Source organism: Methanosarcina sp. DH2 (assembly GCF_020804225.1).
Classification (GTDB): domain Archaea; phylum Halobacteriota; class Methanosarcinia; order Methanosarcinales; family Methanosarcinaceae; genus Methanosarcina.
The window spans coordinates 32,858-59,770 of record NZ_WJBI01000012.1 but is presented as its reverse complement, the minus strand read 5'-3'; the positions used below and the strand labels follow the sequence as shown (position 1 = coordinate 59,770).

At 40.5% G+C, this 26,913-nt stretch carries 24 protein-coding genes and 1 tRNA gene; 11 read left to right on the top strand and 14 right to left on the bottom strand.

Annotated features, from left to right (window positions below):
• Positions 1–404: 404 nt before the first annotated feature.
• From FXV91_RS19825 to FXV91_RS13075, 5 genes are all read right to left on the bottom strand, one after another.
• Positions 405–590, bottom strand: coding sequence for a PGF-pre-PGF domain-containing protein (locus FXV91_RS19825; RefSeq protein WP_255680450.1), 186 nt, complete (start codon positions 588–590; stop codon positions 405–407).
• Between the two features lie 31 nt (positions 591–621).
• A complete protein-coding gene (locus FXV91_RS19820; RefSeq protein ID WP_345945518.1) occupies positions 622–858 on the bottom strand; it encodes a PGF-pre-PGF domain-containing protein in 237 nt (78 codons plus the stop codon).
• Positions 859–1,779: 921 nt separating this feature from the next.
• Positions 1,780–3,009 carry a histidine kinase dimerization/phosphoacceptor domain -containing protein gene (locus FXV91_RS13085; RefSeq protein WP_229391044.1) on the bottom strand — a complete coding sequence of 410 codons (1,230 nt, stop codon included), beginning with the start codon at positions 3,007–3,009 and terminating at the stop codon, positions 1,780–1,782.
• A gap of 10 nt (positions 3,010–3,019) precedes the next feature.
• Positions 3,020–3,259, bottom strand: a complete 240-nt coding sequence (locus FXV91_RS13080) for a hypothetical protein (RefSeq protein ID WP_229391042.1) — start codon at positions 3,257–3,259, stop codon at positions 3,020–3,022.
• A gap of 434 nt (positions 3,260–3,693) precedes the next feature.
• Positions 3,694–4,146: a tRNA-dihydrouridine synthase gene (locus tag FXV91_RS13075; protein ID WP_229391251.1), complete on the bottom strand. Its 453-nt coding sequence runs from the start codon at positions 4,144–4,146 to the stop codon at positions 3,694–3,696.
• Positions 4,147–4,456: 310 nt separating this feature from the next.
• Between FXV91_RS13075 and FXV91_RS13070 the strand changes: the two genes are divergently transcribed.
• The 5 genes from FXV91_RS13070 (at position 4,457) to FXV91_RS13050 (ending at position 8,814) form a co-directional block, all read left to right on the top strand.
• Positions 4,457–5,338: a nitrogenase component 1 gene (locus FXV91_RS13070; protein WP_229391040.1), complete on the top strand. Its 882-nt coding sequence runs from the start codon at positions 4,457–4,459 to the stop codon at positions 5,336–5,338.
• 185 nt (positions 5,339–5,523) lie between these two features.
• Positions 5,524–6,000, top strand: coding sequence for a hypothetical protein (locus FXV91_RS13065; RefSeq protein WP_229391039.1), 477 nt, complete (start codon positions 5,524–5,526; stop codon positions 5,998–6,000).
• A gap of 140 nt (positions 6,001–6,140) precedes the next feature.
• Positions 6,141–7,490 (top strand): nitrogenase component 1, encoded by a 1,350-nt coding sequence (locus FXV91_RS13060; protein ID WP_229391037.1) that lies wholly within the window; start codon positions 6,141–6,143, stop codon positions 7,488–7,490.
• 299 nt (positions 7,491–7,789) lie between these two features.
• Positions 7,790–8,365 (top strand): class I SAM-dependent methyltransferase, encoded by a 576-nt coding sequence (locus FXV91_RS13055; protein ID WP_229391035.1) that lies wholly within the window; start codon positions 7,790–7,792, stop codon positions 8,363–8,365.
• 38 nt (positions 8,366–8,403) lie between these two features.
• Positions 8,404–8,814 carry a threonyl-tRNA synthetase editing domain-containing protein gene (locus FXV91_RS13050; RefSeq protein WP_229391248.1) on the top strand — a complete coding sequence of 137 codons (411 nt, stop codon included), beginning with the start codon at positions 8,404–8,406 and terminating at the stop codon, positions 8,812–8,814.
• Positions 8,815–8,905: 91 nt separating this feature from the next.
• Here FXV91_RS13050 and FXV91_RS13045 read toward each other — a convergent pair whose 3' ends face one another.
• The 8 genes from FXV91_RS13045 to FXV91_RS13010 all read right to left on the bottom strand — a co-directional run bounded on the left by FXV91_RS13045 (position 8,906) and on the right by FXV91_RS13010 (position 16,217).
• A complete protein-coding gene (locus FXV91_RS13045; protein WP_229391033.1) occupies positions 8,906–9,625 on the bottom strand; it encodes a hypothetical protein in 720 nt (239 codons plus the stop codon).
• A gap of 124 nt (positions 9,626–9,749) precedes the next feature.
• On the bottom strand, positions 9,750–10,406 hold the full coding sequence (locus FXV91_RS13040) for a CDGSH iron-sulfur domain-containing protein (RefSeq protein WP_229391031.1): 657 nt from the start codon (positions 10,404–10,406) through the stop codon (positions 9,750–9,752).
• Positions 10,407–10,724: 318 nt separating this feature from the next.
• On the bottom strand, positions 10,725–12,020 hold the full coding sequence (locus tag FXV91_RS13035) for an O-acetylhomoserine aminocarboxypropyltransferase/cysteine synthase family protein (RefSeq protein ID WP_229391030.1): 1,296 nt from the start codon (positions 12,018–12,020) through the stop codon (positions 10,725–10,727).
• Positions 12,021–12,381: 361 nt separating this feature from the next.
• Positions 12,382–12,453 (bottom strand) — tRNA-Cys (locus FXV91_RS13030).
• A gap of 173 nt (positions 12,454–12,626) precedes the next feature.
• On the bottom strand, positions 12,627–13,622 hold the full coding sequence (locus tag FXV91_RS13025; RefSeq protein WP_229391029.1) for a GNAT family N-acetyltransferase: 996 nt from the start codon (positions 13,620–13,622) through the stop codon (positions 12,627–12,629).
• A 207-nt stretch (positions 13,623–13,829) separates the two neighbouring features.
• Positions 13,830–14,321, bottom strand: a complete 492-nt coding sequence (locus FXV91_RS13020; protein ID WP_229391028.1) for a Fe-S-containing protein — start codon at positions 14,319–14,321, stop codon at positions 13,830–13,832.
• Between the two features lie 5 nt (positions 14,322–14,326).
• A complete protein-coding gene (locus FXV91_RS13015) occupies positions 14,327–15,049 on the bottom strand; it encodes an ABC transporter ATP-binding protein (protein ID WP_345945517.1) in 723 nt (240 codons plus the stop codon).
• On the bottom strand, positions 15,042–16,217 hold the full coding sequence (locus tag FXV91_RS13010; RefSeq protein ID WP_229391027.1) for an FtsX-like permease family protein: 1,176 nt from the start codon (positions 16,215–16,217) through the stop codon (positions 15,042–15,044). Before FXV91_RS13010 ends, FXV91_RS13015 begins: the two co-directional genes overlap by 8 nt.
• 307 nt (positions 16,218–16,524) lie before the next feature.
• Here FXV91_RS13010 and FXV91_RS13005 point away from each other — a divergent pair, with 307 nt between their 5' ends.
• From FXV91_RS13005 to FXV91_RS12980, 6 genes are all read left to right on the top strand, one after another.
• Positions 16,525–16,884 (top strand): BlaI/MecI/CopY family transcriptional regulator, encoded by a 360-nt coding sequence (locus FXV91_RS13005; RefSeq protein WP_229391026.1) that lies wholly within the window; start codon positions 16,525–16,527, stop codon positions 16,882–16,884.
• 43 nt (positions 16,885–16,927) lie between these two features.
• The gene (locus FXV91_RS13000) at positions 16,928–17,605 is read left to right on the top strand and encodes a M48 family metalloprotease (protein ID WP_229391024.1); all 678 of its coding nucleotides are present in this window, start codon (positions 16,928–16,930) and stop codon (positions 17,603–17,605) included.
• 992 nt (positions 17,606–18,597) lie between these two features.
• Positions 18,598–19,740, top strand: coding sequence for a TIGR04083 family peptide-modifying radical SAM enzyme (locus tag FXV91_RS12995; RefSeq protein WP_229391021.1), 1,143 nt, complete (start codon positions 18,598–18,600; stop codon positions 19,738–19,740).
• A gap of 432 nt (positions 19,741–20,172) precedes the next feature.
• Positions 20,173–20,583, top strand: a complete 411-nt coding sequence (locus FXV91_RS12990) for a hypothetical protein (RefSeq protein ID WP_229391020.1) — start codon at positions 20,173–20,175, stop codon at positions 20,581–20,583.
• A gap of 829 nt (positions 20,584–21,412) precedes the next feature.
• Positions 21,413–21,664, top strand: a complete 252-nt coding sequence (locus FXV91_RS20260) for a winged helix-turn-helix domain-containing protein (protein WP_345945520.1) — start codon at positions 21,413–21,415, stop codon at positions 21,662–21,664.
• 1,682 nt (positions 21,665–23,346) lie between these two features.
• Positions 23,347–24,048, top strand: coding sequence for a type 1 glutamine amidotransferase (locus FXV91_RS12980; protein ID WP_229391019.1), 702 nt, complete (start codon positions 23,347–23,349; stop codon positions 24,046–24,048).
• Here FXV91_RS12980 and mprF read toward each other — a convergent pair.
• Positions 24,045–26,609 (bottom strand): bifunctional lysylphosphatidylglycerol flippase/synthetase MprF, encoded by a 2,565-nt coding sequence (mprF, locus tag FXV91_RS12975; RefSeq protein WP_229391018.1) that lies wholly within the window; start codon positions 26,607–26,609, stop codon positions 24,045–24,047. The genes FXV91_RS12980 and mprF overlap by 4 nt on opposite strands.
• Positions 26,610–26,913 lie beyond the last annotated feature (304 nt).

Sequence of the window (26,913 nt, the reverse complement as noted above, 5' to 3'; positions counted from 1 at the left end):
AAACCAAGCTGAGGGAGTTGGATAACAGGGTATCGTATACCTGAAGGGATTGGGAACATTAAGCCGGAGAAAACCGGAAGCTCTAAGCATCTCAAGTAATCTCACGATTATATATTCTATTTCACCTGTGGTACGCGGGGTAGAGCCTGTATGACTAGTCCTCAGTAGAGGGAAGGATGACTCAGGAAGCCGGTGAATCTTTAGTTTAGCGATAGTTCACTATAAGAACCAAACCATTGGGTAGTCCAGCAATACGTGGTTTTATTTTCTTTAGAACAATAATACGCTAATCAGACAGACAATACCAGAAGCTATTTCAAAACCAGGCGTTTTTTACTTTCTTTTTCAGAAGCGTTTAGGTTTTGATTTTGCTCAGATATTTGTTCAACATTTATTGCCATATTTCAACTGGTAGATTCATTTTGAGTATTATCCATGGCTAAATGCGTTTTGTTCTCAGTCGAAGGCTGTGTTTCAGTCCCATTTACTGTCTTACCCGTTATTACAAAAGGAGGAAAATCCTGGGTTTTTGCTGTGAAATACATGTACTTGTTATCTTCCCCTAATTGGGTGGTTGAAACTGATCCCATTTTTTTGTCACTGAACTGTCACTGAACCTGATTAGAACGATTGAAGACTCATTGATCTTTTTATCCTGTATCCAGCTCTTTTAACCTTGAAGTATACAACCGGGTTTTCGACATTATTTGGAGTTGCAAAACCACTGTTTCCAGCCCAAAGATTGAAGTACTTGTGGACCTCAGTCGAATTCAGCTCTGAAACCAGAGTTGATTTTCCATTGAGCTGTTCTGCAATGGTTATGGTCTTGTCTACGGTCTTCTTTGCATCGAAAGTCACATAAACAACGCAGGTGGCATTCTTTTACGAATTTTGTTATTTCATTGGCTGCGGTTTCACAACTGACAAAAAAAGGTTTTTGCATAATTTTGACGGTAATAACTGATTTCCCATCCCAATATTCTTAATATTTTTAAGACTTTACTCTGAAAAGATTAGTTTTTTAAATAGAAGAATAATTTCAACTTGCTTGGAAAATACTAATGAATTTAGTACAGTTTTTGGAAATAAAGGTGAATATAATAGTGTTGAGATTCAAAGGACTAATAAATCTATTCAATTCTTTGAATAACTTAAAAAATTCACTCACCTTAAATATCTAAATTTTCTTATAATTTCTGAAATTGTTTACTGAAAGCATAAGATGATTGTGTATACGGAGCAAATTGTTATGGGTGTTCTCACCTGAATAATTAATGTGCAGGTTATAATACACTTGAACAGGATGTTCTGAAAAGATTAAAGTGTGAACTTTGTATTGAAGAAATGGATTTTGATAAATTTAGAATAATATCAATCGACTACTGTGGACTATCACTGTGGTAGCTAGGAAATAATTTGAATTATGGTTTATTTTTGTCACGTGCATAATCCTCAAACAGTAGACTAAATATGTCCTTCAATATGCAAGGATTGTCCAGCCAGGTCAAAGGCAATCGACTGAGGATACATTTAAGAAGGTATCCGTGGGTTCGAATCTCAACCCTGGCATTAAACTTAGAGATATAGGTAACTCAAAAAAAGTGTGCGCTTTTGTAGAGATAATGCACAACTTTTTTTCCGAAGTTGCCATAACAAAAAGCCTGATTATTTTTTACAAAGTTTGTTTGATAAAAAGTCTAATATTTATGGGGACAATTTCTTGTAAAGTTTAATTTTTGGAGATGAGTTTTGATTCAAACTAAACGTTAACTTTTATTTTTACACATGGGTAGTATCTTTAAACCATATAGTGAACTCTGTTCCATTGTCCCTTTTAAGCTCAATACACCCATCTATCTGTTCAACAAGAATGGTTACAATCTGAAGTCCAAGGGAATCTGCTTTTTTGAAGTCAATTTCATCTGGCAAGCCGATTCCATTGTCTTTTATAACAAGAACGAACTGTAGATCTTCCATACCTTGACATTGAGAATCTGCCCTGAAACCCCCTGAATTTTCTATATAATGTTTGTAATTCTCTTTTTTGCAAAGAAGAATGCTGACTTCTCCTTTACTTTTGCTCGGGAATGCATACTTCAGGGCATTAGAAATAAGTTCAGTGGCAATATTTCCAAGAGGGATTGCAGTATCCATGCCCAAGTTAATCTGGTCAAATTTTAACTTCAAGGAAATGGCATCATTTTTCACATTGTATGAGTCAAAAATGTATGCCGTCAGATTCTTTAAGTATGCCGAAAAATCAAGACCGACATATCCTGTGCTTGTAGAGCTATAAAGTTCTTCATGAATCAAAGCCATCGAAGCTATACGGTTCTGGCTATCCTTAAAGGCTTCAAGAACTTTTGGAGTGTCACATACATTACTGCCAGCTAACGTTTGAGCTTGCAAATCGAGAAGCGATGAAATTATTTGCAGGTTATTTTTTACTCTGTGGTGAATTTCTCTTTTTTGAGCTTCTTCAATCTTCATCCTTCTTTCTTCAGCTTGTTTCTGTTCATTGATGTCATAGATGAAACTTCGGAAGGCAGCTTGATATTCCTTGTTTTCAGGAAGAACATGTATAATCTCCCTGAGCCATCTAATTTCTCCATCTTTCATTCGTATCCTATATTCAAGTTCTGCATAAGTGTTAGGATTCGACTTTACCCACTCTATGTGTTTAAGAACCAAAAACTGATCCTCAGGTATAACCAGTTCAATCCACTTAAGATTTATAGAGCGAAAATCTTCCCTATCATAACCAGTAATTTCTTTAACAGATCCATCTATAAAGGTTGGAACAAGATTTTCATCAAGCCAGAGCCCTATGGATTTTCTTACATCTTGCAAGAACAGGCGATAACTTTCTGAGTTCTTCTGTAGATCTTCTTTCGAAATTTCGCTTCTACCAGGGTCATTCTCCAGTAATTCTTTTGAAGATACGTCTGGGTTTACTCCAACCTTCCCATATATGTGTCCCTTTTCATCTCTAAGAAAAAGGGAAGTCAATGTTGAAGCATTACCCCCCCCCCTCTTCAGAAATTTTATTACTCTGTTTATCGATATTTGGTTTAATATTTGGTTTATCTTGTTCTTCCTTTATCCTCGATAGGTTGTCATATATTCTTAACGCATCTTTAGCGATCCCCTCAAAACCCATTTTCAACAACTTATCATGTAGTTCTAAGACATCATCAAGAGTTTCATCAACCTCTCTATGTTCTTCGGAAACATCCCCTTTTTTCTTTTCTATATTCACAAATTACTACCCCAAAAACAATTTGAATACAATACTAAATAATATAACAATGAATGAGTTTGAAATATAAATCAATAACTGACTAGCAATACAATTTATATCTATTTGGTTTTAAGATTTTTTACAGCATTTCCTTAAGCTGTTTTACTATTTTACTTATAAAATTTACATTTTATATTTTACAGTAAAATTTACATTTTTACATTTTACAGTAAAAGTATACATATTTTTACTTTTGGCTTAAAACCAGAGCTTCCCACTTATTCACACTTTCCAGAACATGGCTGTTAAGAGTAAACGGTTTATCTGACTTTGCGTTTTGTTTCATGTAATACAAAGTCCCCTTCGAAAACTCTAATTTTCTCCAATCAGACCAAGAAAATACTTAGAATCTTTTGCCTTATTTCATGGGAATCAACCCTGAAAACCTCAATTTACTTGTTACTTCTCGCCGGGCACAGGGTATGGTCAGTAAACCAGAGATAATTCTTACATGCGGAGCACCTGTTTAAAGGCTCGCTGTTCACCACATGATTGGCAAACTCAGGGTCAGCTAACATGCCCCTGCCAATGGCAACAAAATCCGCATAATCGTTTTCAATTAAAAATCGAACCTGTTCTTCCGTGCGGATTTCATTGACCTCAATAACGGGAATGTTTACTTCTTTTTTAATCTTACATCCGCTATAGGTAATAGGGCTGCATATGAAACCTTCCGGAACCGGGTGTGTTGGAGGCTGCATGCCAGATGAAATGTGCAGTAAATCAATGCCGGCTTTTTCAAAGGTTTTAGCCACTTCAACGCCAGCCTTGCTTTCTGGAAGATATTCACCCATGCGCACGCCGAAAATGAAATTTTCATGAGTATTGTTCCGAACCTCTGGCAGAATTTCTGTTAGAATTCTTGTCCTGTTTATAGCAATTCCCACGAATTACCAGTTCGTCTGTTACCTTAGCCATTTTATTCCCTCGCTAACTTCCTTTTGCAGGGTTGATGAATTTTCTTGAATTTCTCCTATATTGGTTTTTGCCGCAAAAATTCGGATAATGAAAAAAAAGGTCGCATTTTTGCTGAATTCCCGATTTATATATCTACCGATCTCGATTAGAGGTATTGATGCCAGGAACAAAACGTACCGGAGACGAATTCAAAGATGAATTCATTAAGAAAAAAAGGTCTCCTACGGAGTAATACGAATGTCAGGAACAGAACTTACTGAAAATGAACTTATCGAAGAAAGAATCGACCTATCACGGGCTACATGCCCAAACAGAGAACAGAGGGCAAACGGTATAAATGTCTGGTATGGAAAGGCAAGCGACCTTGCAAAAGAAGCCCGTTCAGGCTGCCTGAGACAGAGAGAAAGGAATTTCCAGCAGTCAAGTGGTTGTGTTCTGAACTTCTATCTTTCAGTAAGGATCGGAACAATCCGTGACGCTGTAGCCATATATCACGCACCTGTAGGCTGCTCGTCTGCAGCACTCGGCTATCGTGAACTCTATCGGCATGTGCCTGTTGAACTTGGCCGTCCTGCTAATTATGACCTGCACTGGGTTACAACAAACATGGGAGAAAAAGATGTGGTCTACGGTGCAGGCGAGAAGCTTGGTGCAGCAATACTGGAAGTTCAGAAGCGGTACAATCCGAAAGCGATCTTTATACTTACATCCTGTACTTCGGGAATCATTGGAGAGGACATAGAAGGGGTTGTTGCGGAATATCAGCCGCAGGTAAAAGCAACAATAGTCCCTGTCCATTGTGAAGGCTCACGCTCAAAGCTTGTCCAGACAGGCTATGATGCATTCTGGCATGCGGTCTTAAAGTACCTTGTTAAAAAGCCGGAAAAGAAGCAGAAAGATCTCGTAAATGTAGCAAGTATGCTCTCGTACACCTGGCAGGACAGACTGGAGATAAAACGCCTGCTGGAAAAGGTTGGGCTGAGAGTTAATTTCGTGCCTGAATTTGCATCTGTGGAGCAGTTTGAACAGCTCTCCGAAGCTGCAGTGACTGCTCCTCTCTGCCCGACTTACACGGACTATCTCGCACGTGGGCTTGAGCAGGAATATGGAGTTCCTTAATTCCTCTATCCATCTCCAATGGGAATCGCCAATACGGATGAGTGGCTTAGGCAAATCGGGAAATTTACTGAAAGGAACAGGAAGTAGAAGCCCTGATTGAAGAAGAGCACAAAAAGTGGCTTCCAAAACTGAAAGCGATTAGACATGAATTTGAAAATTTCAAAGGCAACGGAGAAAAAGTAGAAGTGCTTGGCGCACTCGGGCAGGGAAGGCTTCTGGCTCAGGTCCCGTACTTTGATGAACTCGGCCTTAAATCTTCAGCTGCAATGTGCCAGGACTTTGACAATCTCATACTCAAGGATCTGGAGAAATTGCTCGCCCAGACCGGGGATTTTGACATTCTCGTAAATACGTTCCAGGCTGCAGAACAGACGCATATTACCAACAGGAGAAATCCAGATATCGCAATGACCTGCCCTTTCCAGGGAGGTGCATTCAAGCGAGACAAAGGGGTCACAAGGGTGCATGCATTAAGGTCCGACCCGCACCCCTGGAGTGCCCAGAGCGGCTATACGGGAGCTATTGCATTTGGAAATTTCCTTTTGCAGTCATTAAAAAGCCATTCATATCAAAGAACCATGCTCCAAAAGACCAGGAGCACATACAAAGACTGGTGGTACAAACAGCCGAATTCGCTATATTATCTTGAATCAGAGGACTAAGGAATAAACAGAGGATTGAATCAGGTATAGAATTAGGTATAGAATCAGGTATAGAATCAGGTATAGAATTAGGTATAGAATCAGGTATAGAATCAGGTATAGAATCAGGTATAGAATCAGGTATAGAATCAGGTGTAATCATGGTAATTGATGAATCTTTACAGACAACTAATATTATTTCAGGCGCCATTGAAGCGCCGCGCTACTCCTGTGCACTCGGAGGAGCGTATTCAACTGCAGTTGGCATATTTGGAGTAGTTCCCATACTTCATTCCGGGGCAGGGTGTGGAATCGGACAGCTTTTCGGCCAATTTTACGCAGGCGGCCAGAATGCCGGAGGCCCTTACGGAGGGACAAGCACACCCTGCTCCTCTTTAGTTGAAGAGCACGTGATTTTCGGCGGCGAAAGGAAGCTCGAAAAGCTTATCGAATCAACGGCAGAACTTGTAAATGGGGAACTATTAGCAGTCATCTCTGGCTGTGTCCCTTCCCTTATAGGAGACGATGTTGGATCGGTTATCAGAGCATTTAAGGAAAAGCACCCCGAAGTCCCGATCATACATGTGAATACCTCAGGGTTTGCAGGAACCTCATACGACGGTTATGAGTATTTCTTTGATGCCGTAATTGACCAGCTGCTCGAACCGACTCCGAAAGAAAAAGGGCTGGTAAATGTATTCGGGATAGTTCCTTCCCAGCATATATTCTGGAAAGGGGAAGCAAGAGAGATAAAAGAGCTTCTTGAAAGCATAGGCTTGAGACCGAATCTGATAGTAGGAGAGTTTGACTCCCTTGAAAACCTGAAAAAAATCCCGGCTGCTGAATATAATATTGTCCTCTCAAGCTGGATCGGGCATAAAACTGCAGAGAAGCTGGAAGAAAAGTTCGATACTCCCCACATCTCCTTCCCCGGGGTACCTATAGGGCCAAAGCAAACCTCAGAGTTTTTGAGAGTTATCGGAGAAAGGTTAGGAGTTTCAGCAGACCTTATTGAAAATCTGATTGCCAGAGAGGAAAGGCGGGCGTACAGATTTGCAGAGTATATTGGTGACATACTTTTGATCGCCAGACCGCATCCTTATTTTGCGGTGGTTGCTGACAGCAATTCGGCTGTAAGCATTACAAAATACCTTGCAAATGAAATGGGTTATCTGCCTGATATTGTCCAGATAACTGATAATCCTCCTGAGGAAGCCCGCGAATTAATAAACGAAGAACTGACAGCAGGTCTTGAGACTCCTGCCTGGCCGGAAATAATCTATGAAGTAGATGCGTACAGGATTAGAGAGAATTTGAAAGACAGAAGTTTCATGTTCTTGCTTGCAAGTTCCCTTGAAACTTTTATAGCCAGTTCTCAATTCAATGCCATACATCTGACGGTTTCATTTCCGTCATACGACCGCGTAATACTCGAGCACAATTACGCAGGGTTTAGTGGAGGGCTTACTTTAATGGAAGACGTTATGAGTAAGTATGCAGGGCCTCTGTGATTGTACCTGAATGAGTGATTACCTATGTAAGTGATTACATGAGTGATTACCTATGTAAGTGATTACCTATGTAAGTGGTTACCTATGTAAGTGGTTACCTATGTAAGTGGTTACCTATGTGAGTGTACTTTGCCTCAATTTTTTCACTCACTTTCAAATTCGGGAATTTTATCCTTCGCCCATTCCCTTTATCCTTTACTTTTTAAAGCTGGAAAGAACTGGAATTAGAATTGGGAAAAATAAGCCAGCGGAAATTTTGCAGGCAAAATTTATGGAGCACTGATGGAGGAGCACTGAATATGAAAATCAGAGAAAGCGGTATGCCGCCTGAAAGCCTGTGGAAAGACTTTTTTGAGCCGGAAAAGATCCTGGAGATCATGGGATTTGATAATAACATAGTAAATGCAGTTGACTTTGGATGTGGTTACGGAACTTTTACTATACCTGCGTCAAAAATGATAAAAGGAGAAATATACGCAATTGATATTGAAAAAGAAATGGTAAAAAGAGTAACCGAAAGAGCAAGTAATGAGAATTTAAAAAACATAAAAACAGCACTCTGTGACGTTATCCATAAAGGTTCCGGGCTAAAAGATCAGAGTATGGACTATGTAATGCTTTTTAATATCCTGCATGCAGAAAAACCGGAAGAACTTCTTAAAGAAGCTTGCCGTATCCTGGCTCCAGAAGGCAAATTAGGCATTATGCACTGGAACTACGATCCGGAAACTCCGCGAGGTCCGCCAATGGCTATAAGGCCAGAACCCGAACAGTGCATCAAATGGGCTACTGATCTGGGATTTAAGTTGGAAAACAGGCATGACCTGAAGCCATATCATTATGGACTTGTCTTTTCAAAGCCTGAAAAGGAATGAACCGAAGGGAATGAACTGAGTACTTCGATGTGATAAAAATGAAATTGTTAATGTTTGACACAGACGATTTCTGGTATAAAACATTCAGCAAAACCGTGGACTCTGCTGAAACATATGATGTAGAAAAAGCCACAGCAGACTCCCTGGTCATTTTCATTAACGTTGAGAAAGAAGATGAGGACCAGAAGGACAGGGTTGTTAAAAAGGCTGTAAATAATATCAGCTGGCTGGCTAAAAAAACAGGTAGAAACAAGGTAGTCCTGCATTCTTTCGGACACCTATCTGAAAGTAAGTCGAGTATTGAATTTGCAGAAGATGCGATTAAAACAATCAGGGACAAACTAACTGCAAAGGGATTTGAAACTTCGATGACGCCTTTTGGATATTTATTCGAATTTAAAATTCATGTGAAGGGAGAATCACTGGCTAAAGTATGGAAATCAATATGATTCTTAATTAAGAATTGTTGAACAAATAGCCTGTTTATTCCAGTAATGATGCTTTTTCTTTGCAGCTCTATACAGGGTGGATAAAATAATGTTAGGAGTCTTGCAATAATATTTCGAGCTTCTGAATTCTGTCAAGTTGCTTGAACAGGTAACGATTATAATCCATGTCTGAGTCTATTTTTACTTTGACTTCTTCCCTTGAAGGGTGCATGATCCAGTTCCTGAATTTATCAAGGCCTCCAAATTGTTCAACATCTCTTATTGACAAACCGTGTTTTTGCTTAAAAACATCATAATTTTTCAGGGCTACAAGGTAATCGTAAAAGCTACACTCTTCAAAAACAGAGAGTTCATACATCTTTTCTTGTAACCTGCATTTTGGTTTTGCAAGCTCTATAAATTTAGTTTCGGACATTCTTTCCTTGAAATACATTTTCATCTGATTCTCCAGCCTGTAAAGTAGTAAATAGAAGAACATCCTCACAGCCCCTTTTCTTAAATCTGCAACAGTAACTATTCCTACAATCTCAGCATGGATCACAAAGAAAAAGGAGTTTTTATCCAGCATTTTGATTAAAGACATTATATCCAGGCTTTTTGAAACCATCTTATCCGGCAATATATAGTGTTCTCTGGAACCCTTACTATCAAAATACTTAATGATTGACCCGTCTTCATTTTCAATAGGAAAAACAGTTATTTCTTTATGAAATTTTGAATCTTGAGGATGAAAATAAAACTCTTCTTTTGGGGTCATTATTTGTTCCACGGTCAAACTTTTGTGGATTTGTTCAAAAATTTCATCATTCAATTAAATCACCCAATAACTTAATGGCAAGGGTTTTGAACTCGCTTCCATATCCCATTTTCTTATCCTTGTCTCTAGATATTCTCATCTTTATCTTTCGATTCTCATACTCTCCATTTTTTCATCCTTATCTCTCAATATGGCTACCGTCACAGAAAGGCTTGTTCTTCGATTTTCCGCACCTGCAAAGAGTGACCCGATTCCTGATTTCGTACTTTTTACCATCTGCGGATTCTATGGGGATGCCACCGCGTACCCAGAGCGGACCGTGTTCGTCGCGAGGGGGATATTCAACAACAACTATGGACTTCTCGAGTTCAGGCTCAATCGCCTTTTCGGTGGCATTATCCAGGATTACCAGCCTGCCGGAAGGGCAGTTGCATGCTTCTTCAATGGCTGTATCCCTGGCCTCAGGGTCATAGGACTGTCTCACAAGCTTCCATATTCCACCTGCTCGTAAGCAGAATTCAGCATGGACACATAGATGTTTATTGTCGGTTAGAGTTAGCACAGGGCCGGAAATAATGTTCACGCCTTCAGTATAGGGCTTATAGTCTCCGGTCTCGGTTCCGTCAAAGTGAACCTTTGTATGTGTCCCGTCACAGAAAGGTTTGTTCTCTGAATGACCGCAACGGCATAGAGCATACCGTTCCTTCAAAGGGTATCTTTTGACTTCCCGCCAGTCTCTGCAGTAGCCCTCTTCGTCATTGCAAATCTCCGAGACAATAAGTGGAACTTTACCGGTCACGATATACGGGCCATTCCTGCTCACAGTGATCTTCATAGAGTTTTCCGGAATTTTTGATTTTTTTTTCAGTTCCTTTCTTCATAGTTATATTACATTCTCTTTTGTGGGACTATATCTTTGTGGGATTATAATGTAAGGAACTATGTTTGGATTTCTACAATTATCCACCTGGCAAGCAACCTTACTTTCAAAAATTGATAAAGAATCTTTCTAGCTTATGTTATCCTCTTTGCTTAAAAACTTAAAAATCAAAAAGAGCCGGGATGAGCTATTGCTCATCAAAAAATAAAAAAGGTTTGCGTTTCTTATGTTGTGCTGTCTGGATTTGTACAGATTCTGTACAGATGTGTGCAGTTATACTTTTTCAAGAGCCTGCTCGAGGTCTGAGATTATATCCTCTATATCTTCAATGCCCACGGATAGGCGGATGTAATCCGGCGTGACGCCTGTAGCTTCCTGCTCGGCAGGGGTTAGCTGCTGGTGAGTGGTGGTTGCGGGATGGATGACAAGGCTCTTGGAATCGCCTATATTCGCAACATGTGAAAACAGTTTTAGAGAATTAATAAACTGTTTTCCTGCTTCTGCACCACCTTTTACGCCAAAACCCAGAAGTGCACCATAACCGCCTTTGAGATACCTGGTTGCAAGCTCGTGGCTTGGATGGTCCGGTAAGCCGGGGTAATTGACCCATGAGACTTTCGGGTGCTCTGACAGGTATTTTGCCACCTTAAGGGCATTTTCGGCGTGCCTCTCTATCCTCAGGTGCAGGGTCTCAAGTCCCTGAAGCAGCAGGAATGAGTTGAAAGGCGAAATAGCAGCACCTGTGTCCCTGAGAAGCTGCAACCTTACTTTAAAGACAAATGCAACATTACCAAGCTCAGGGAAGTCTGAAAAAGTGTCCCAGTATTTCAGGCCGTGGTAGCTAGGGTCAGGATCTGTGAATTCCGAGAATTTGCCGTTGTTCCATGCGAACTTTCCGGAATCGACTATTGAGCCGCCGATCGAATTCCCATGCCCGCCTATGAATTTGGTTGCGGAATGCACGACTATATCGGCTCCGTAGTCAATGGGGCGGACAAGCCCTACAGCACTTGTATTGTCGACAACAAGCGGGACTCCTGCTTCATGGGCAATTTTTGCAATCGCCTCAAAATCCGGAACGTCAAGCTTCGGGTTGCCTACCGATTCGATATAAACAGCCCGGGTCTTTTCCGTGATAGCCTGGCGATATGCTTCTAGATCGGCTGAATCTACGAATGTAACTTTCCTTCCCAGTTTGGGGAAAGTATAGTTAAAAAGTTCATAGGTCCCGCCATACAGGTTATTGCCGGATACGATTTCATCCCCTATGCGGGTAATCGCTAACAGGGCATAAGTTATTGCTGCCGAACCGGATGCAACTCCAAGGGCTCCGGTCCCTCCCTCAATGGCAGCTATGCGTTGCTCGAACACATCAGTGGTAGGGTTCATCAGACGGGTATAGATATTGCCAAGCTCTTTGAGGCCAAATAGGTTGGCTGCATGCTCCGTGTCGCGGAAAACGTATGATGTTGTCTGGTATATCGGTACTGTACGTGATCCTGTAGTCGGATCAGGGCTCTGTCCAGCATGAAGGGCAAGTGTTCCTAATTTGTAATTATTTGCCGCCATCAATATGATTCTCCTTTTTTCCTGATGATTTTTTACCTGTGATTCATTTTTATCGACGTTTTTTTATTGTCCCACCTGCCTTTTCTACAGCCAGGAACTATGTATAACGAGCTAGAAATGAAACTATTGCGAAATCTCCTTTATTCATAGGAGTAGACACCGTTGCCTGAATATCGCACCTTGTACCTCACCGGGCACTGCGCGAGCAACACCCATGTTAACGAAGTTGAGAAGTTGTTCCTGAAACGGGGCAATAAGTAGACTGTCTATTTTATCAGTCTGAAAGGTTTGTGGCAGGTATCAGAGGTTGAATAGCTGCCCCCATATGTTTTCTCTGCATTATGTCAACAAATTACCCCTAAGCTGAGACCCGGAATCGAACCGGGGTATAATGGATTTGCAGTCCATCGCGTAGCCATTCTGCCATCTCAGCACTCGCAGTGTTCACAATTGTGAACTGGCAACAGATCATACCTCTTGTTAATATTTAAACCTATATTTTAAGGCAAAAAATACCTGAAAATAGATCAATTACTGAAAAATAAGTATAAAAAAGAAAAAAAGAAAAGAAGAAAAAAAGAAAAGAAGAAAAAAAGAAAAATAGGATTAAGTCACGATTTTGTGCAAAATCTTCAGGGCTGAATACTTTTTATTCTCTAAAGTTACACTGTAGTAAGGTACCAGTTTAGGGGAAAAAGCCATAATAAAGTCTGCAAATCTGGGAACATTTCCTGCCATAACGTTCATGTATTCAAAATCTCTGGACTGCAGGTCAAGAAACTCATTATAATAAAGAAGAGCATTCGTTCCCCTCAGGTTAAAAGACGGGTCTCGGGCAGAAGACCAGGAAATCGTACTTTTCTTTCCGTAAAGGGTTAAATGTGCTGCGACTGCTTCTCCTTCTGGAGTTTCGGAAACAAGCATGTAACCAATGTCTTTTTTCCTGATCAGGTCAAAGACCTTTTCGAAAAAATCCCTGGGTAATGGTATTTTCAGGTTCTGTCTCTCGTATACTTTGGAAAGCAGGCCATAATATGTTTCAGGATCGCTCCATCTCCTTGTCTCGAGTCCTGCCTCAGATGCGGATTTAAGGTCTTTCCGGATCGTCCTTGAAATATTATTATCCACATTTTCTTTCAGGTCAAGGTGATGGGTATAGTGAACCTTTGAGTCCCATCCGTTCCAGGTGAATGGTCTGATATCCTCAAATCCCGGGGAGAACTTAAGGTGAATACTGTCAAAGCCCTGCATGCAGAGGAACTCCCTGAGGGAGTTAAGAATTGCGTGGCTTTCCTGTACTTTTTTACTTGCTTTGGAGCTTGAGCTCTCACTTATAAGGGGTCCGCAGTAATCAGTCATACTGCATATCGAAGACGCCACTTTGAGGATTCCTTTGATATTTTTAACAAAAAGGGGGCATCCTCCAACGAGGTCATCGTTTCTAAAACAGCCATAAATCCTGATGTCTCTTAATAGGACATCCCTGTAGATTTCCAGCCAATCGCTTGTGTGAAATGGTGTACCGGGTTGGGTTTTTTCTACAAGCTGATCCCATTCTTCAAACTCGGATGGCATTAATTCTCTAACTTCAATTTCATTCATTTTAAGCCCAGCATAAATAAATGGTTGTTCGTACATGCAATGAGTCAGGACTTACGCAGTTGAGCTGAAAATCAATAGCAATAAACTTTCGACTACCCTGTTTTGTCTTTGGGCAGTAAGTCTATTGCGTTTGATTAATCCGTTTCGCGTGATTATGATTCAACTGCCTAAGGCTTAATATGGAAATTTCGTTTCCCTTAACGGCTCTTAATTAATCTCCACGGTTTTTTCGTGGGCAATTACCACATCATCGAGTTTCATGACAATATTCCCGTCCGAAACCGTGTAAGGGATACTTTCCTTAGGGAATGACACACATCCTCCTCCAATGCCTGCTCCTGTTGCAGTATCAAAGACAGTGCCGCAGGAATCACACACAAGAGTGTCTTTCTCAAGGGTAAACCCTATTGAATTGCATGGAGGGCATACATTGGACCTGACAAAAATCTCATCATTAAACTTGTATGCCATGACCGCAATTTCCCCGCTGTCGGAGTTTACTTTAAAGTGAACATTTGTGTTCTCTTCTACGGAACTGAGTGGAATGGATACCTGATCTGCACTGACTTCAGCATTAATCCAGGTAGCTTTTACAGAGCTTGCATTAGCTTTACCCGAGGACCCGATATCCGTACATCCCGCTACCATAAGGGATACTGCAATTGCTAACAAAACCATACCGATTAATTTTATGTTCATTTTTTTCACTCCGCTACATTTCCATCTTTTAAGTATACAATGCGGTCCGAATATTCTGCAAGCTCACTGTTGTGAGTGACCATTATGACAGTCATATCTCCTGCCAGTGATTTTAGTAAAGAGATTATCATGGAACCTGTAGTTGCATCAAGAGCCCCTGTGGGCTCATCTGCAAGCAAAATTTTCGGTTTCATAACAACAGCCCTGGCAATTGCAACTCTCTGCTGTTCTCCCCCGCTAAGCTCTACCGGCTTATGGTGCATCCTGTGAGCCAGCCCGACTCTTTCAAGAGCACTTTCAACTGCACTATTATCCTTGTCCCCGGAAAATACAAGGGGCAGAGCGACGTTTTCATAGGCTGTTAGAGAGGGGATGAGATGGAACTGCTGGAACACAAACCCAACAGTCCTTCGCCTGAAATCGACAAGTTCTTTCTGGGATTTTTTCGTGATATCGATATCTTTGATAAGGATGCTTCCTTCAGTCGGTCTGTCCAGCATCCCGATAATGTTCATTAAAGTGGTTTTTCCGGAACCCGATTGACCCATTATGGATACGAATTCTCCGGCTTTGACTTCCAAATTAATACCATGCAGGACTTCTACCTCGTTATTACCAAGCCTGTACTTTTTTGTCACGTCTTTGACCTGAATCAGGTTTGCAAGCAGGTTTTCTGAAAGGTTCTCAGGATTATTGGATGTTTCAAGAGTTTCAAGATAATCAGACACTTCTTAGCACCTCCGCAGGGTCAACTCCGAGAGCTCTTTTTGCAGGGATAATAGAAGCTACCATTCCGGTAACTATGCAAATTCCGACAACAGCGGGCAGGATCTCCCACATTGGCGAAGGCGACACCGAGACCAGCATAGGCGCAGCAATCGACGAGGCTGCTGTTCCGATGGCAAAACCGATACCTCCGCCGATTATTCCGATAATTGCTCCTTCAAAGAACAGCATGGAAACGACCTGCCTGTTACTTGCTCCGACTGCGCGCATAATTCCTATTTCTTTTAGCTTTTCATTTACGGATGCGAGCATTGTGGATGCAACTGTTAATGTGCTTACGAGGAGGGTAATTATTGATACTGCCATTGCCGAAGACTCGGTATGTTCCACAACTGCCATTTCGGTTTCTACAATCTGGCTCATGGATCTGGCTTCAAGTCCTGGGAACACTTCTTCTATTTGCCTGCTTATTTCTTCGACAGGACAGTCATTACACAGTGCCCGGACTTCTAAACTGCTGACTTTCCCTTCTTTGGAAAGCAGGTACTGGGATGTCGCAAGAGGAAGAATCACATACCCATCTTCATTGCCGCCTGTGCTCTCTATTACGCCGGCAACCTGAGCATCAATTGAAATATTCCCCTGGCTGAGGGTTATTGGAGATCCTTCTTTGAGCCCAAGGGGACCGGCTATATCCGAGCCGACCATTACTTCGGTTTTCTCAGGGGTTTTTGCAGCCATCCAGTGCCCCTGGATTTTCCACCAGGGCTTGAGGGTTTTTTCCTTTTCAGGGTCCACACCCATTATAACGACAGAAGAATCATCAAGTTCTGCAACCCCGTACAATCTGGGAGCTACAACTGCCAGGTTACTGTTATTCTGGATAGTATGAATTCTGGGAATTTCCGATTCCTCAATGTAGTTCTCTCCCGTAGACAAAGAACCAATAGAGGTTGAACCCGCAACGAGCGGAATGGTTGTTACTTCGGGTCTGACGATGATGTTTGCTCCGAATTTATTTGATTCTTCATAGAGACCGTCAGTTGCTGCGGAAAATGTGGTGACTACAGCTACTATTGCTGCAGCAGCTATTACCACACTCAACACTGCCAGCCCGAGTTTTGTTTTCCTGCGGGATATGTCTTTTAAGACTAACGAATGTAAACGCATTTTTAATCCTCAATATATGTTACCGATTCACCTTTCAATGGCTTACCTTTCAATTTTTACATTGGATCAAATATCAAATAAAATCGGATACAACTGAATCGAATATTACATTGAATAGAATTTACTATACATCTGATGTAAATGCCTGACTTTACGTTGAGTGTAAACGTACTTTAACTTTACGCCAGATGTAAACTGCCTGAGACAAAAAGGATAAACTAGCCGAGGTTAAACATGTCAGGACTGAAAAACAGTGACCTTAGAACTCATCACAAGGCTTATATTTGTTTACAGCAGTTGTAAAGCCATGGTTAAGTTAGACCGAATAAATCTTTCCAATGAGGGTTTAACCAAATTTTTCAGTCCCATTGAAGCCCAGATTATGCATGTTTTGTGGACAAACCAGGAGTCAACAACGCCGGAAATTACCGAAAAAACAGGTATCCCTTTATCCAGCGTAGCAGGGACACTTGACAGACTTGTAAAAGCCGGTTATGCAAAAAGAACTATAGATAAAAGCGGCCACAGAGTCCGGTATCTGTACTCTGCAACCGAGTCTATGGACAATACAGCAAACACCATCACAAAGAAAGTACTGGACAGTCTTGTAGATACCTTCGGCAAGGTAGCTATTGAAAACTTTCATACTTACAAAAATAATAAGTAAATCCTTGAAACAAGTATATTCCGGTTGATTTTGAGTAGTAGACATGTTCTCCATAACACAGGAAATTGACTGTTATATTACATGCATCACCGGCTCCGACCTTTTGCCATTAATAGGGATACAGGCATTCCTGGCTTTTCTGCTTTTCACGTTTTATCTTAGAGCCAGAAAACCGGTTCTCAGGATTTCTTCGTTCATTGCTGCACAGCTATTCATGGTCTCTGTTATAGGCACGATTGTTTCCGCTATGCAGTGCAGTCAAATGCTGACAATTAAAATCTATACCGCCTACGTCATTCTTTCAACTGTAATTATTATACTCCTGCCAAGAGTTTATTACAAAATCCTGATCCGAAGATATGGCGCCCAGCCAATTACAGATATCATGGACTGGCCTCAGGCATTTGTGAATAGTCTAACTGACAGAGCAAAGGTGTATTATTATGATTCAGCAGTACCCGGGGCATTTGCTTCGGGAAAAAGCATTTTCTTATCAATGGGAATGCTTGAACTGATGGACGACTCGGAATTAAAAGCCGTAATTGCTCACGAAGTATGGCACATTCGCCATAATAACAAAACTCCTGTATTGAGGCAGCTGTCGCTCATGACTTTCACAAAAAACCATTCTGAGGACGAACTTGAGCTTCTTGCTGACGTTTTTGCCGGAAAAGTTGTTAGTGAAAGTTCAGTAGAGTCCGCAAGGGCAAAACTGAAATGAAACCCGAGTTGCGCTTCGGGATCACAGGAAATCAGATATTTTCTGGGAGTTGCACTGCAAGTGCAACAGCACGCGGTCCTTTTCGCTCCACTTCGTTTCGCTCAAGAGGACTAATTTATGGTTTATAGTGAGCTTTACTTAAGAGGGCTGAATTAAAAATATCCATAACCGGTACAACCTTTTTCGTTATACCGGGTCGTTTCTGTCACGTTCGACACAGGAGAGCGGTTTTTCCCAAAAGCCAAAAGAGAAAAAAGAAGAGAAAAAAGCAACAAATAGAAACGACTGAGGAACCAGTAAAAAAACCTGAAAATAAAGTAAAGTAAAGAGTTTGTGGGAATGCGGTCAAAACAGAATGTTAAGTTGTACCTGAAAAATACTCTTTTTACATTTGCTTTATTGATTTTTATTACTTTTTGATCGTCCACGGTCAAGAAGTTGATATTTTGACACTATATTTTTCCCAGTGCAGTTGAAGATTGACCTTAATTTGATTAAAGTCGATCGACCATGCCGCGCACGATGTCGTAAAGAAAGGTTGAAAGATGCCATTAAGAAAGATGCCATTAAGGCTGCCCTGTAGTAATATCAACCGATTAACTATGGACCACCTGCTTCAAACATTTTATCCTTCCTTCTTTTATCTTTTTCCTGCATTTGTCTTTTTTGAAAGAACCGCCAGCTTGCCTGGCTGAGGTGCTTATATTTATTTGTGAATTGAAATCCGCCTTTCAGGGTCAAAGGAAGTATTTCTCAGGCAAGGAACGTATTTCTGTATTCAGATTCTCTGAGTAATGCAAATTTACCTGTAATTATTTCCTGGTGTGACTGGCAAATGGCTTCAGCCCTGCAAGGTTTAGAAGAAAAAGAAATTATCAAAAAAGAAGTCTAAAAAATTATCAAGGAGTTATTAAACTCCTGGTTAATGGAAAGGATAACTTTTAGAAAACTACTAATAATTTAAAGAAGCTTAAAAAAAAGGAGCTTTAAATATGCCTTTTCATGTGATGCTAATCCCTACCCTGGGCTGTCCTGCTAACTGCAATTATTGCTGGAGTTCTGAGGAAAAATCCCCGATAATGAGCATTGAAACCATAAAAGAAGTGGTTGAATGGCTGAAAATCTTCAGGCAGGACTCGGTTACTTTTACTTTCCATGGTGGAGAACCTCTCCTTGCAGGGGAAGAATTTTACAGAGAAGCCTTACCCCTGCTGGTTGAGGGTTTGAGTTCCAGAAAAATTGCTTTTGCCATACAGACAAACCTCTGGAAACTTACTCCGGAAATAGCCGAGATTTTTGCCAGATACAATATTCCGATCGGCTCCAGCCTGGACGGTCCGCAGGAGCTTAATGACCTGCAGAGGGGAAAGGGATACTATGAAAAGACAATGAGAGGCTACGAGATTGCAAAAGCCCATGGGCTGAATGTGAGGTTCATTACTACTTTTACTTCCCACTCTGTGAAGTTCAAAGAGGATATTTTTAATTTTTACCTGGAAAAAGGCCTGACACTTAAACTGCATCCCTGCCTGCCGTCTTTGAAGGGTGACAACCCCGAGAAATGGGCACTTGACCCTGAAGAGTACGGAGAACTCTTAATTTACCTTCTTGACAAATATCTCGAAAACATGGGCAGAATTGAGGTTATGAATATTGACCACCTGTGCAAATGTGTGTTCACAGGCAGGGGCACTGTCTGCACCTTCGTGGACTGCATGGGAGATACCTTTGCAGTTGGTCCGGACGGAGGAATATATCCCTGCTACCGCTTCGTAGGGATGCCTGAATATGTAATGGGAAACGTCTATGACCGCCCGACAATGGCAGACCTCGCTCAATCCGATGCCTGGAAGCTCATGCACAAATTTAAGGAGTTTGTAGACACTGCATGCGGCAAATGCGCCCATATCAAGTACTGCAGAGGCGGATGCCCTTACAATGCTTTAGTACCCACTGAGGGGGAAGTAAAAGCTGTCGACCCGCATTGCGTCGCCTATAAGATGATATTCGATGAAATAACCAGCCGGGTCAACGAGGAAATGTTCGGATCCTCTGGCATGATGGATATGTTCCAGCCTCAATCTATGAAGCCTTCCAGGTCGGGCATAATGTCCCTTATGCTTAAAAAGATCTGAAAACAATGCTTTGTAGAAGATTATTTAAATTGTCTGCAAAAGGCCAAAAAATAGACATATAAAAAACATATCAGGCCATTCAGTTGAAATTGAAAAATTTATTTAGAAAACTTATGATCCCATAAGTTTTCTACAAAAGCGGAGTTCACTAAATTAAAACCTGCAATTTATTTTAAAGACGGGTTCGTTTATGTTTATGATCTCATTCCAAAACCTATTTTATTCTCAAATCAGTAAAGTTTGAGAACTATTTTTCATGATTATAACCTCAATTGATCATTCAGAATATGAGATCCGGAGGGGCAATTTTGAGTTTTGGGACCAGCTCGTTAATTATTACTCAAAAAATCCATGAAATTTTCTCCAGGCACATGTAATTTTAACTACTTATGTAGTAGTCTATTTATACGTTTTAACTACATGAACAGTAATATGAAGCAATACAAAACTATCAGACTTTCTAAAAGTGTATTATCAGACCTGAAAGCTTTGCAGAAAGCTGGTGAATCGATTCCGGATACCGTCAGAAGACTGAATAATGATTACTCGGATTGTGCTGAAGAAATTCAGTACAGATATTCAAGGGATATAATGACTGACGGGTCATTTACTCAGTACATTTCTATCACTGCGCGTAATAATAGCAGGTATGGTTTACGATATACTGAAAATTTCATGACGATAGGAGAAGATCTGAACGACATTGTCAGGTTTCCAAAAGACGTTCTCGATGAAATCAGCTGGATGCCACAACACCCGGACGAGATATTCAATACTACTATGTTCACTTTAATATCCATTGAAAAGGCTTTAATGGAATGGAATAGAGAAGACAAAAAATAAAACTAATATAAAAAATAAAACTAATATAAAAAATAAAACTAATATTCCACTTCTCTTTGTTAAAATTCCTATAACCGTTTTGTTTACTGACTCACAACCCAACCCACTATTCTATTTTCTAATCCTTCAATGTAGTAGCCAGGAAATAATTTGAATCTTGGCTTTTTTTAAGAGCCTGTCTTAAAATTCAAACAATTTCTACAGTCGGATAATGGGTGACGTTAACTTAAAATTCAGAAAGAAAATTCTTCCGAAATTTAGTTACACATTGACCTAAGGATAGTACTTTGTCCCGTAGGACTTACTTACTTGAGATCCAAAATCAAGCATAATAGATACCGTGGTTTAAGTATACATTTATAGACATTTAACGATTCTATTTTTTAAACTGGATAACTAATCTTCTGAATATGTAATGCAATAAGAAGCCCAGATACGGGTTTTCTTTAAGCTTGAAGCCTTTGTAATCAAATTTCTCGAGTCTCGTTCTATAGGGGGCTTGTAGTAGGGGTTATGGTAGGTTTTGTTTGACAGGACTTCGAATGGATATAAAGACCATGAAGCCTTGGACAAGCGCATGATGTCTGTATTTTGCCAGCACTTCCAACAATACCCTCCTTTTTTCAATTACTTATTCCAAAATCTCTCTGAAATCCTCATGATTCTTGAATTCAATATATACCAAGATTAAATTATATTTTTATTATCTATATATCATAGAAAATATTATATAGAAAGGAAAGCATCTAATATCTAAAATCTTTGTTACCGATTAAAAGACATTATTTGAGATATTTTAGAGTGTGGGATTCTAGCAAAGATTTTTTGAATCTATTGTGGGGGAGGAGTCAATATTCAGAGAAGAAGCAGGACTGATATTGCAGTAGATATTTTAAAAATTGCAAATAATGGAGCAAAGAAAACCCATATTGTTTATGAGGTAAATCTTAACTTCAACATCGCTCGGAAATATCTGGAAATGTTAAAAGAAAAAGAGCTTATCAGGCATGAAAACGGGCTTTTCATCACTACAGATAAAGGAAAGATTTTCCAAGAACTGGCTACGAAAATCAAGCTTTAAACTGCTTTCCATTTGCTTTTTTAATTTTTTATTAAATTTTTTCTTTTTTCTAGTTTACTGGTTTTAGATCATGGTAGGTCTTGTCTGATAGATTTACAGATAGTTATGTGAATGCAACAAGCAGGTTGGTTAATTATGTTTATTTTTTGTTCTAATATGAATGGTATCACGTTCCTGAGAACTATCTGCGGTAAGAGAATCAACATTCCTTTCATTCTATTTACGGGAGTCGGAGAAGAACTTATGCACTAGGCAATAGAAAATGGTGCAAATCCTTTCATTCTGAAAACGAGTGATCCAAAAACTCAGAATTCAGAGTTATCAAAACGAATCTTGCAGATTATAAACAGCAGTGCAGACCTTAATCGGGTTCCTGGTAACCTTTTTCTTAACTTTTCTATCCACATGTTTTTAGAATTAACACTCCTCTCTTTTTACTGCCTCATGCAAGTGGGAAGGAGTTATTCTGGATATCAAAGGACGAAATGAGACCATCTTAAGACATTTCAAGCTTTTGACAACAAGTACTTAGCTTTCTATCAATGTAGCTTCACATCTCTAAAAGCACACTAATTTGTCTTATTGATCTTATTGATCTTATTGATCTTATTGATCTTATTGATCTTATTGATCTTATTGGTAGGTCCAATAGATAAAGGTTCAACTGATAAGGGTCGACTGATAAGAATTAAACTTATACGGGACTTGAAGTGAAGAAAATCTGTATCTTTTCACACTCTTTCTTTTTTAGATAGCTTATTTAACATGATTAAGAAACTGGATACGAATATTATAGTTATCAATATCATATTTATGGGGCTGCTTATACCTGTACTGACAAAAGGGCTGGTAATAGAATAAGCCGCGTTGCGCAGCCCGTAGTAAGCCGATTCCAGAATCAATGCTAAAAGAGATATCAAACCAGCTATCAGAAAACTGCGTATTATAGTGTCAAGTTTCATTGTCTATCATCTTTTAGAACATTCTGGAATATAAATAAGTTTATTTCGATTGGGTGTTCGTAAATTTTCCTCGATAGATGAAAACACCCGTGAACCGCAGCACGATCATACGATATTTCTCGTCTCGTGTTTGTGAGTGGGTCGGCACATCTCATGGGAAATAAAGGTGTAAAGATTGGACGCCTTTATAATTGATTTTTGAGCATAAAGGAAAACTGATTGGCTCTATATGCAGAATCCTGAACTTTGAACTATGTACCGTTATTAGCTATATGAAACCCTTCCTGTCACGCTCGACGCAGTAGAGCGGCTTACCCAAAAAAGAAGAGAAAGCTGATAAAATCAACATAAAAAATTACTGAAAAAGTCAAAAATGAAAAAAACCAAAATCCCATCAAGGAGCAAATAAAAAGCTAAAACTATCTGAAAAATACCTCTTTCCAACATTTATTTTTCAGTTTCAATTTTCTTTCTTTTTTAAGGACCGCCAGACGAGCTGGCGGAGGCGTTTATATCTAGCTGTAAATTAAAATGCTGTTTCCGGGCTCGAGAGATATATTTCTCGGACTAGGTAGTGAGTTTCTTTACAGTTTTTCTATAGGATTCTCTAGCATTCTCGTAAACAGCATCAACCGACTAATCAAGAATCACCCATTTTTCCATGTTACAGATGAATAGAAAACTCTAAACGTTCATGTCTCAAAGTTAAACTGATTATCTATGAAAATCCACGTTCTCCAGCACTCCGCTCTTAACACCCTTGGTACAATTGAAGAATACGCCAGAACTAAAAACCACCTCCTTGATTCAACCCGTTTTTACAAAATTACAAATCCACCTTCGTTTGACTCTTTTGACCTTCTAATTATTATGGGCGGTCCTATGGGAATTTACGATTATGACGAAAATCCCTGGTTGAGAGACGAAAAAGCCTTTATCAAACAGGCAATCGAAGCAGGAAAACCAGTTCTTGGGATCTGCCTCGGCGCTCAGTTGCTTGCCGATGTGCTCGGCGCCCGCGTCTATGAAAACGGGCATAGGGAAATGGGCTGGTTCCCTATAAAGGCGGTAGCAGTAGAAAATAAACCTGAATTTGTCAAAGGGCTACCGGAAGAGATCACTGTTTTTCACTGGCATTCCAGGACCTTTGATCTGCCCGAGGGAGCTGTGCACCTTTATGAAAGTGAGGGATGCAGGCACCAGGCTTTCATATATGACAACCAAGTTTTGGCTCTGCAGTTCCATCCTGAAGTGCATGAAGGGAGGGTCAAGTCCATGATAGGGCGGTTCGGAAATGAGATGGGGAACGGGCCGTTTATTCAGAAAAAGGAAGAGATGGTGGGGAAGGAGAAACATCTGGCTGGAACGAAGGAATTTATGTTTATGGTGCTGGATAAGTTCGAAAAAATTACGCATTCTTAAAAGAGATCTTTCATCCCTGAGATCAGGGCTGCAATATCTTTCAGAGCAAGGCTCTTCTTAAACCCTGTAGGGAGAGCAATGTACTTCGGGCTCCAGATTGGATTGAATTTTTCTTTATATGCCCTCAGACCTTTATAGTTATAAATATAGTCGCCGTTGGCAAAGATTAAAGACCCGACTTTATGCCAGAGGGGGGCAAACTGCCTCTTTTCAAGGCCTGAAAGCGGAGCCATTCCTAGGGAGAAGCGTTTGTATCCGTTCTCTTTTCCCCAGAGTATGAGTTTGACAAAAAGGTAATCCATTGCCGGAGCACTGGATTTGTAACGCATCAGGTCAATACTGAATTCTTCTGCGCCTGCTCCTGTCCAGATATTTGTAAAGGCAACGATTTCTTCTTCGTTTCTGACAATCGCAAGAGGAAAATTACTTAGATATTTTTCGTCAAAAAATCCTACTGAGAATCCCTTTTCTTTTCCGGTTTTCATTTCCAGCCAGGCATCCGAGACCTGTTTAAGTTCAGGGATGAGGGCAATTACGTCTTCTGGCCGGATAATTTCAAACCAGTACCCTTTCTTTTCTACATTTTTCACTGCATAACGGAAATCTTTGCCTGCACTTCCTTCCAGTGTAAAGGACTCTAAGGGGACTTTTGCTTCTTCCCCTATTTTGATCAGGGTCAGGCCAAGGTCAAGGTAAATCGGGATATGTTTTTCACTTATTTCGTAAAAGACGGCTCTTCCCTGATGCAGCTTACTCATTTCATAAAAGTCCCAGATCAGCTCTTTTATTCTGTCGCTCTGCCCTACAGGGTCTCCCATAGCAATCCAGCTCTTTCCTGAGACTCCGTACATCAAAAAAGCCTTTTTTTTGTCATCAAAAAGCAGATATTTGTCACCTGTAAACGCCAGGTTCCCCAGGGGTTCCTTACTTTCCCTCACGATCGTTTTTGCGAGCTCCAGCTCTTCAGCTCCCGGGAGGTGGATATCCTTTGAAAAGGGGCTCAGCATTTTCATGACCCCGAGGACCAGTAAAAGGAAGAAGACTCCTACTACGGCTCTTAAAAAACTCGATGCCTGGGAATTTACCCCGAACTGCCACCAGAGTTCGTTTGAGTATTCCACATTCCGGTATGAAAAAAATCCGAGCCAGACAAAGCTTACAAGCACCAGAGTTATTGCAATTATATTTTCCCTGCTAAAAGACTGGTGCAAAAGTGAAGACTTCCTGTAAAAATGCTTCCTCGAGGGAAACAGGAGGACAGACATAGTAAAAAGCACTGCAGCTTCGTGATAATCAAAGTCCTTCAGAAGGGCAAAGCCACCTCCCAGTAAAAGGACTATAAGGGAGAGCACATAAGCCCCGTCGATCCTCTTCCATAGCCCGTTTGCCAGAAGTAAGAGTAATACACCTATTATACTTCCAAAGAGCCTGGAAGCTTCAATCAGAGGAAGAGGGACCATGTAAGTAATTTCATGCAGATACCTGGGGTTTGAAGGCAGGGCTCCAGAGAAGAGGAGGGAAATGCCCCCAAAAAAGATCACGATCGAAAAGACCTGGGGTGTTATTTCCGACAGGCTGGAATAGGTGAGCTTTCCGGCTTTTTTCAGAAACTCTTTTTTCTCTTCAAATTCGTGAAATATAAGAGCCAGAAAACCGAGCAGGAATGGGACAAAATAATAGATAAGCCTGAAGAGTACAAGAGGCCTCAGGATATCGACCGTGCCGAAATAAGGTTCCAGCATAAACAGCATGGCAGTCTCAAAAACAACGAGCCCACCAGGGACAGTGCTTATCAACCCTATCAGCTGCGCCAGCATGAAGAATACGAGCACATGTAGCAGAGTAAGCTGCGGGTTTGAGGGCAGGAGGAGATATATGATACTACCTGGAATCAGGTAGTCCCCGGAGGATAAGGCGAGCTGCAGGAGAGCAATTTTCGGCTCAGGGATCCTTATCTTATACCCCCTTACCTCAAGGTCCCGTCTTCGGAATGAGAGATAAAAATAAGCAGCAACAAGCAGCAGTAACAGGATTCCTACGACATTTAAAGGAATAGGGATCGCAGGTGTATAATTCGACAGTTTTACAGGATAAAATGTGAAAAGCAAGCCTGCAATAAAACAAAATCCGACCCAGAAGGTAGAGACACTAAAAACTATGATTTCCCATACCTGGCTCAAGCTCAACCCATATCCTGAGTATAGCCTGTAGCGGAGAGAACTTCCTGTCAGAAAATTAAAGCCCGCAGTGTGACTGATAGACTTGCTGATAAAAGAGGTCGTTGCAGCCTGTTTATAAGGCAGGGCCTGGTTGATATGGCGGGCTGCAAGATAATCGTAACCCGTCAACACGGCATAACTTAAAAAAGTTAAACCGATAGCGATCCCTATATGGCTTAGAGGAATACCGGCAATACTTTCCAGAACATAGCTCAGACGCAGATGGTGCATCTGTTTATCCAGAGTCCATAAAGCCAGGGCAAATATGATAGCCGGTAAGAGATAACTGACAAACCTTTTTACTTTAAGGGCTTTTTCCTGTGTACTATCGTTTTGTTTCATCAGGGTCGAGTATCCTTTTTGAATTATAGGCTCAGAATTTAGTATGAGAGTTAAAATCTGATTTGAGTCAAGGATCTGACTACAGTTAAGAATTGTATTATAATTAAGAATCGAAGCTCACAATTAAAAATTTATAATGTTGCACTTACTATGTTAAAGTAAATATATTTTTTGTAAGTTCTCAGCCGGAGGTTATTACAATTGAGACATCTGGAGTTCTTTTACTCAGGAATAAATGCGCCTAACTGTAAAATTTTTACTGGTAAGATATAATAAGGAACTGGAACTTTGAAGAACCGCTAGA

Excerpts from the sequence above, each read along its gene's own strand:
- FXV91_RS19825 (WP_255680450.1), bottom strand. The coding sequence starts at position 590 with ATGGGATCAGTTTCAACCACCCAATTAGGGGAAGATAACAAGTACATG.
- FXV91_RS13070 (WP_229391040.1), top strand. The coding sequence starts at position 4,457 with ATGTCAGGAACAGAACTTACTGAAAATGAACTTATCGAAGAAAGAATC.
- FXV91_RS13060 (WP_229391037.1), top strand. The coding sequence starts at position 6,141 with ATGGTAATTGATGAATCTTTACAGACAACTAATATTATTTCAGGCGCC.
- FXV91_RS13055 (WP_229391035.1), top strand. The coding sequence starts at position 7,790 with ATGAAAATCAGAGAAAGCGGTATGCCGCCTGAAAGCCTGTGGAAAGAC.
- FXV91_RS13050 (WP_229391248.1), top strand. The coding sequence starts at position 8,404 with ATGAAATTGTTAATGTTTGACACAGACGATTTCTGGTATAAAACATTC.
- FXV91_RS13040 (WP_229391031.1), bottom strand. The coding sequence starts at position 10,406 with ATGAAGATCACTGTGAGCAGGAATGGCCCGTATATCGTGACCGGTAAA.
- FXV91_RS13035 (WP_229391030.1), bottom strand. The coding sequence starts at position 12,020 with ATGGCGGCAAATAATTACAAATTAGGAACACTTGCCCTTCATGCTGGA.
- FXV91_RS13025 (WP_229391029.1), bottom strand. The coding sequence starts at position 13,622 with ATGAATGAAATTGAAGTTAGAGAATTAATGCCATCCGAGTTTGAAGAA.
- FXV91_RS13020 (WP_229391028.1), bottom strand. The coding sequence starts at position 14,321 with ATGAACATAAAATTAATCGGTATGGTTTTGTTAGCAATTGCAGTATCC.
- FXV91_RS13010 (WP_229391027.1), bottom strand. The coding sequence starts at position 16,217 with ATGCGTTTACATTCGTTAGTCTTAAAAGACATATCCCGCAGGAAAACA.
- FXV91_RS13005 (WP_229391026.1), top strand. The coding sequence starts at position 16,525 with ATGGTTAAGTTAGACCGAATAAATCTTTCCAATGAGGGTTTAACCAAA.
- FXV91_RS13000 (WP_229391024.1), top strand. The coding sequence starts at position 16,928 with ATGTTCTCCATAACACAGGAAATTGACTGTTATATTACATGCATCACC.
- FXV91_RS12995 (WP_229391021.1), top strand. The coding sequence starts at position 18,598 with ATGCCTTTTCATGTGATGCTAATCCCTACCCTGGGCTGTCCTGCTAAC.
- FXV91_RS12990 (WP_229391020.1), top strand. The coding sequence starts at position 20,173 with ATGAAGCAATACAAAACTATCAGACTTTCTAAAAGTGTATTATCAGAC.
- FXV91_RS12980 (WP_229391019.1), top strand. The coding sequence starts at position 23,347 with ATGAAAATCCACGTTCTCCAGCACTCCGCTCTTAACACCCTTGGTACA.
- mprF (WP_229391018.1), bottom strand. The coding sequence starts at position 26,609 with ATGAAACAAAACGATAGTACACAGGAAAAAGCCCTTAAAGTAAAAAGG.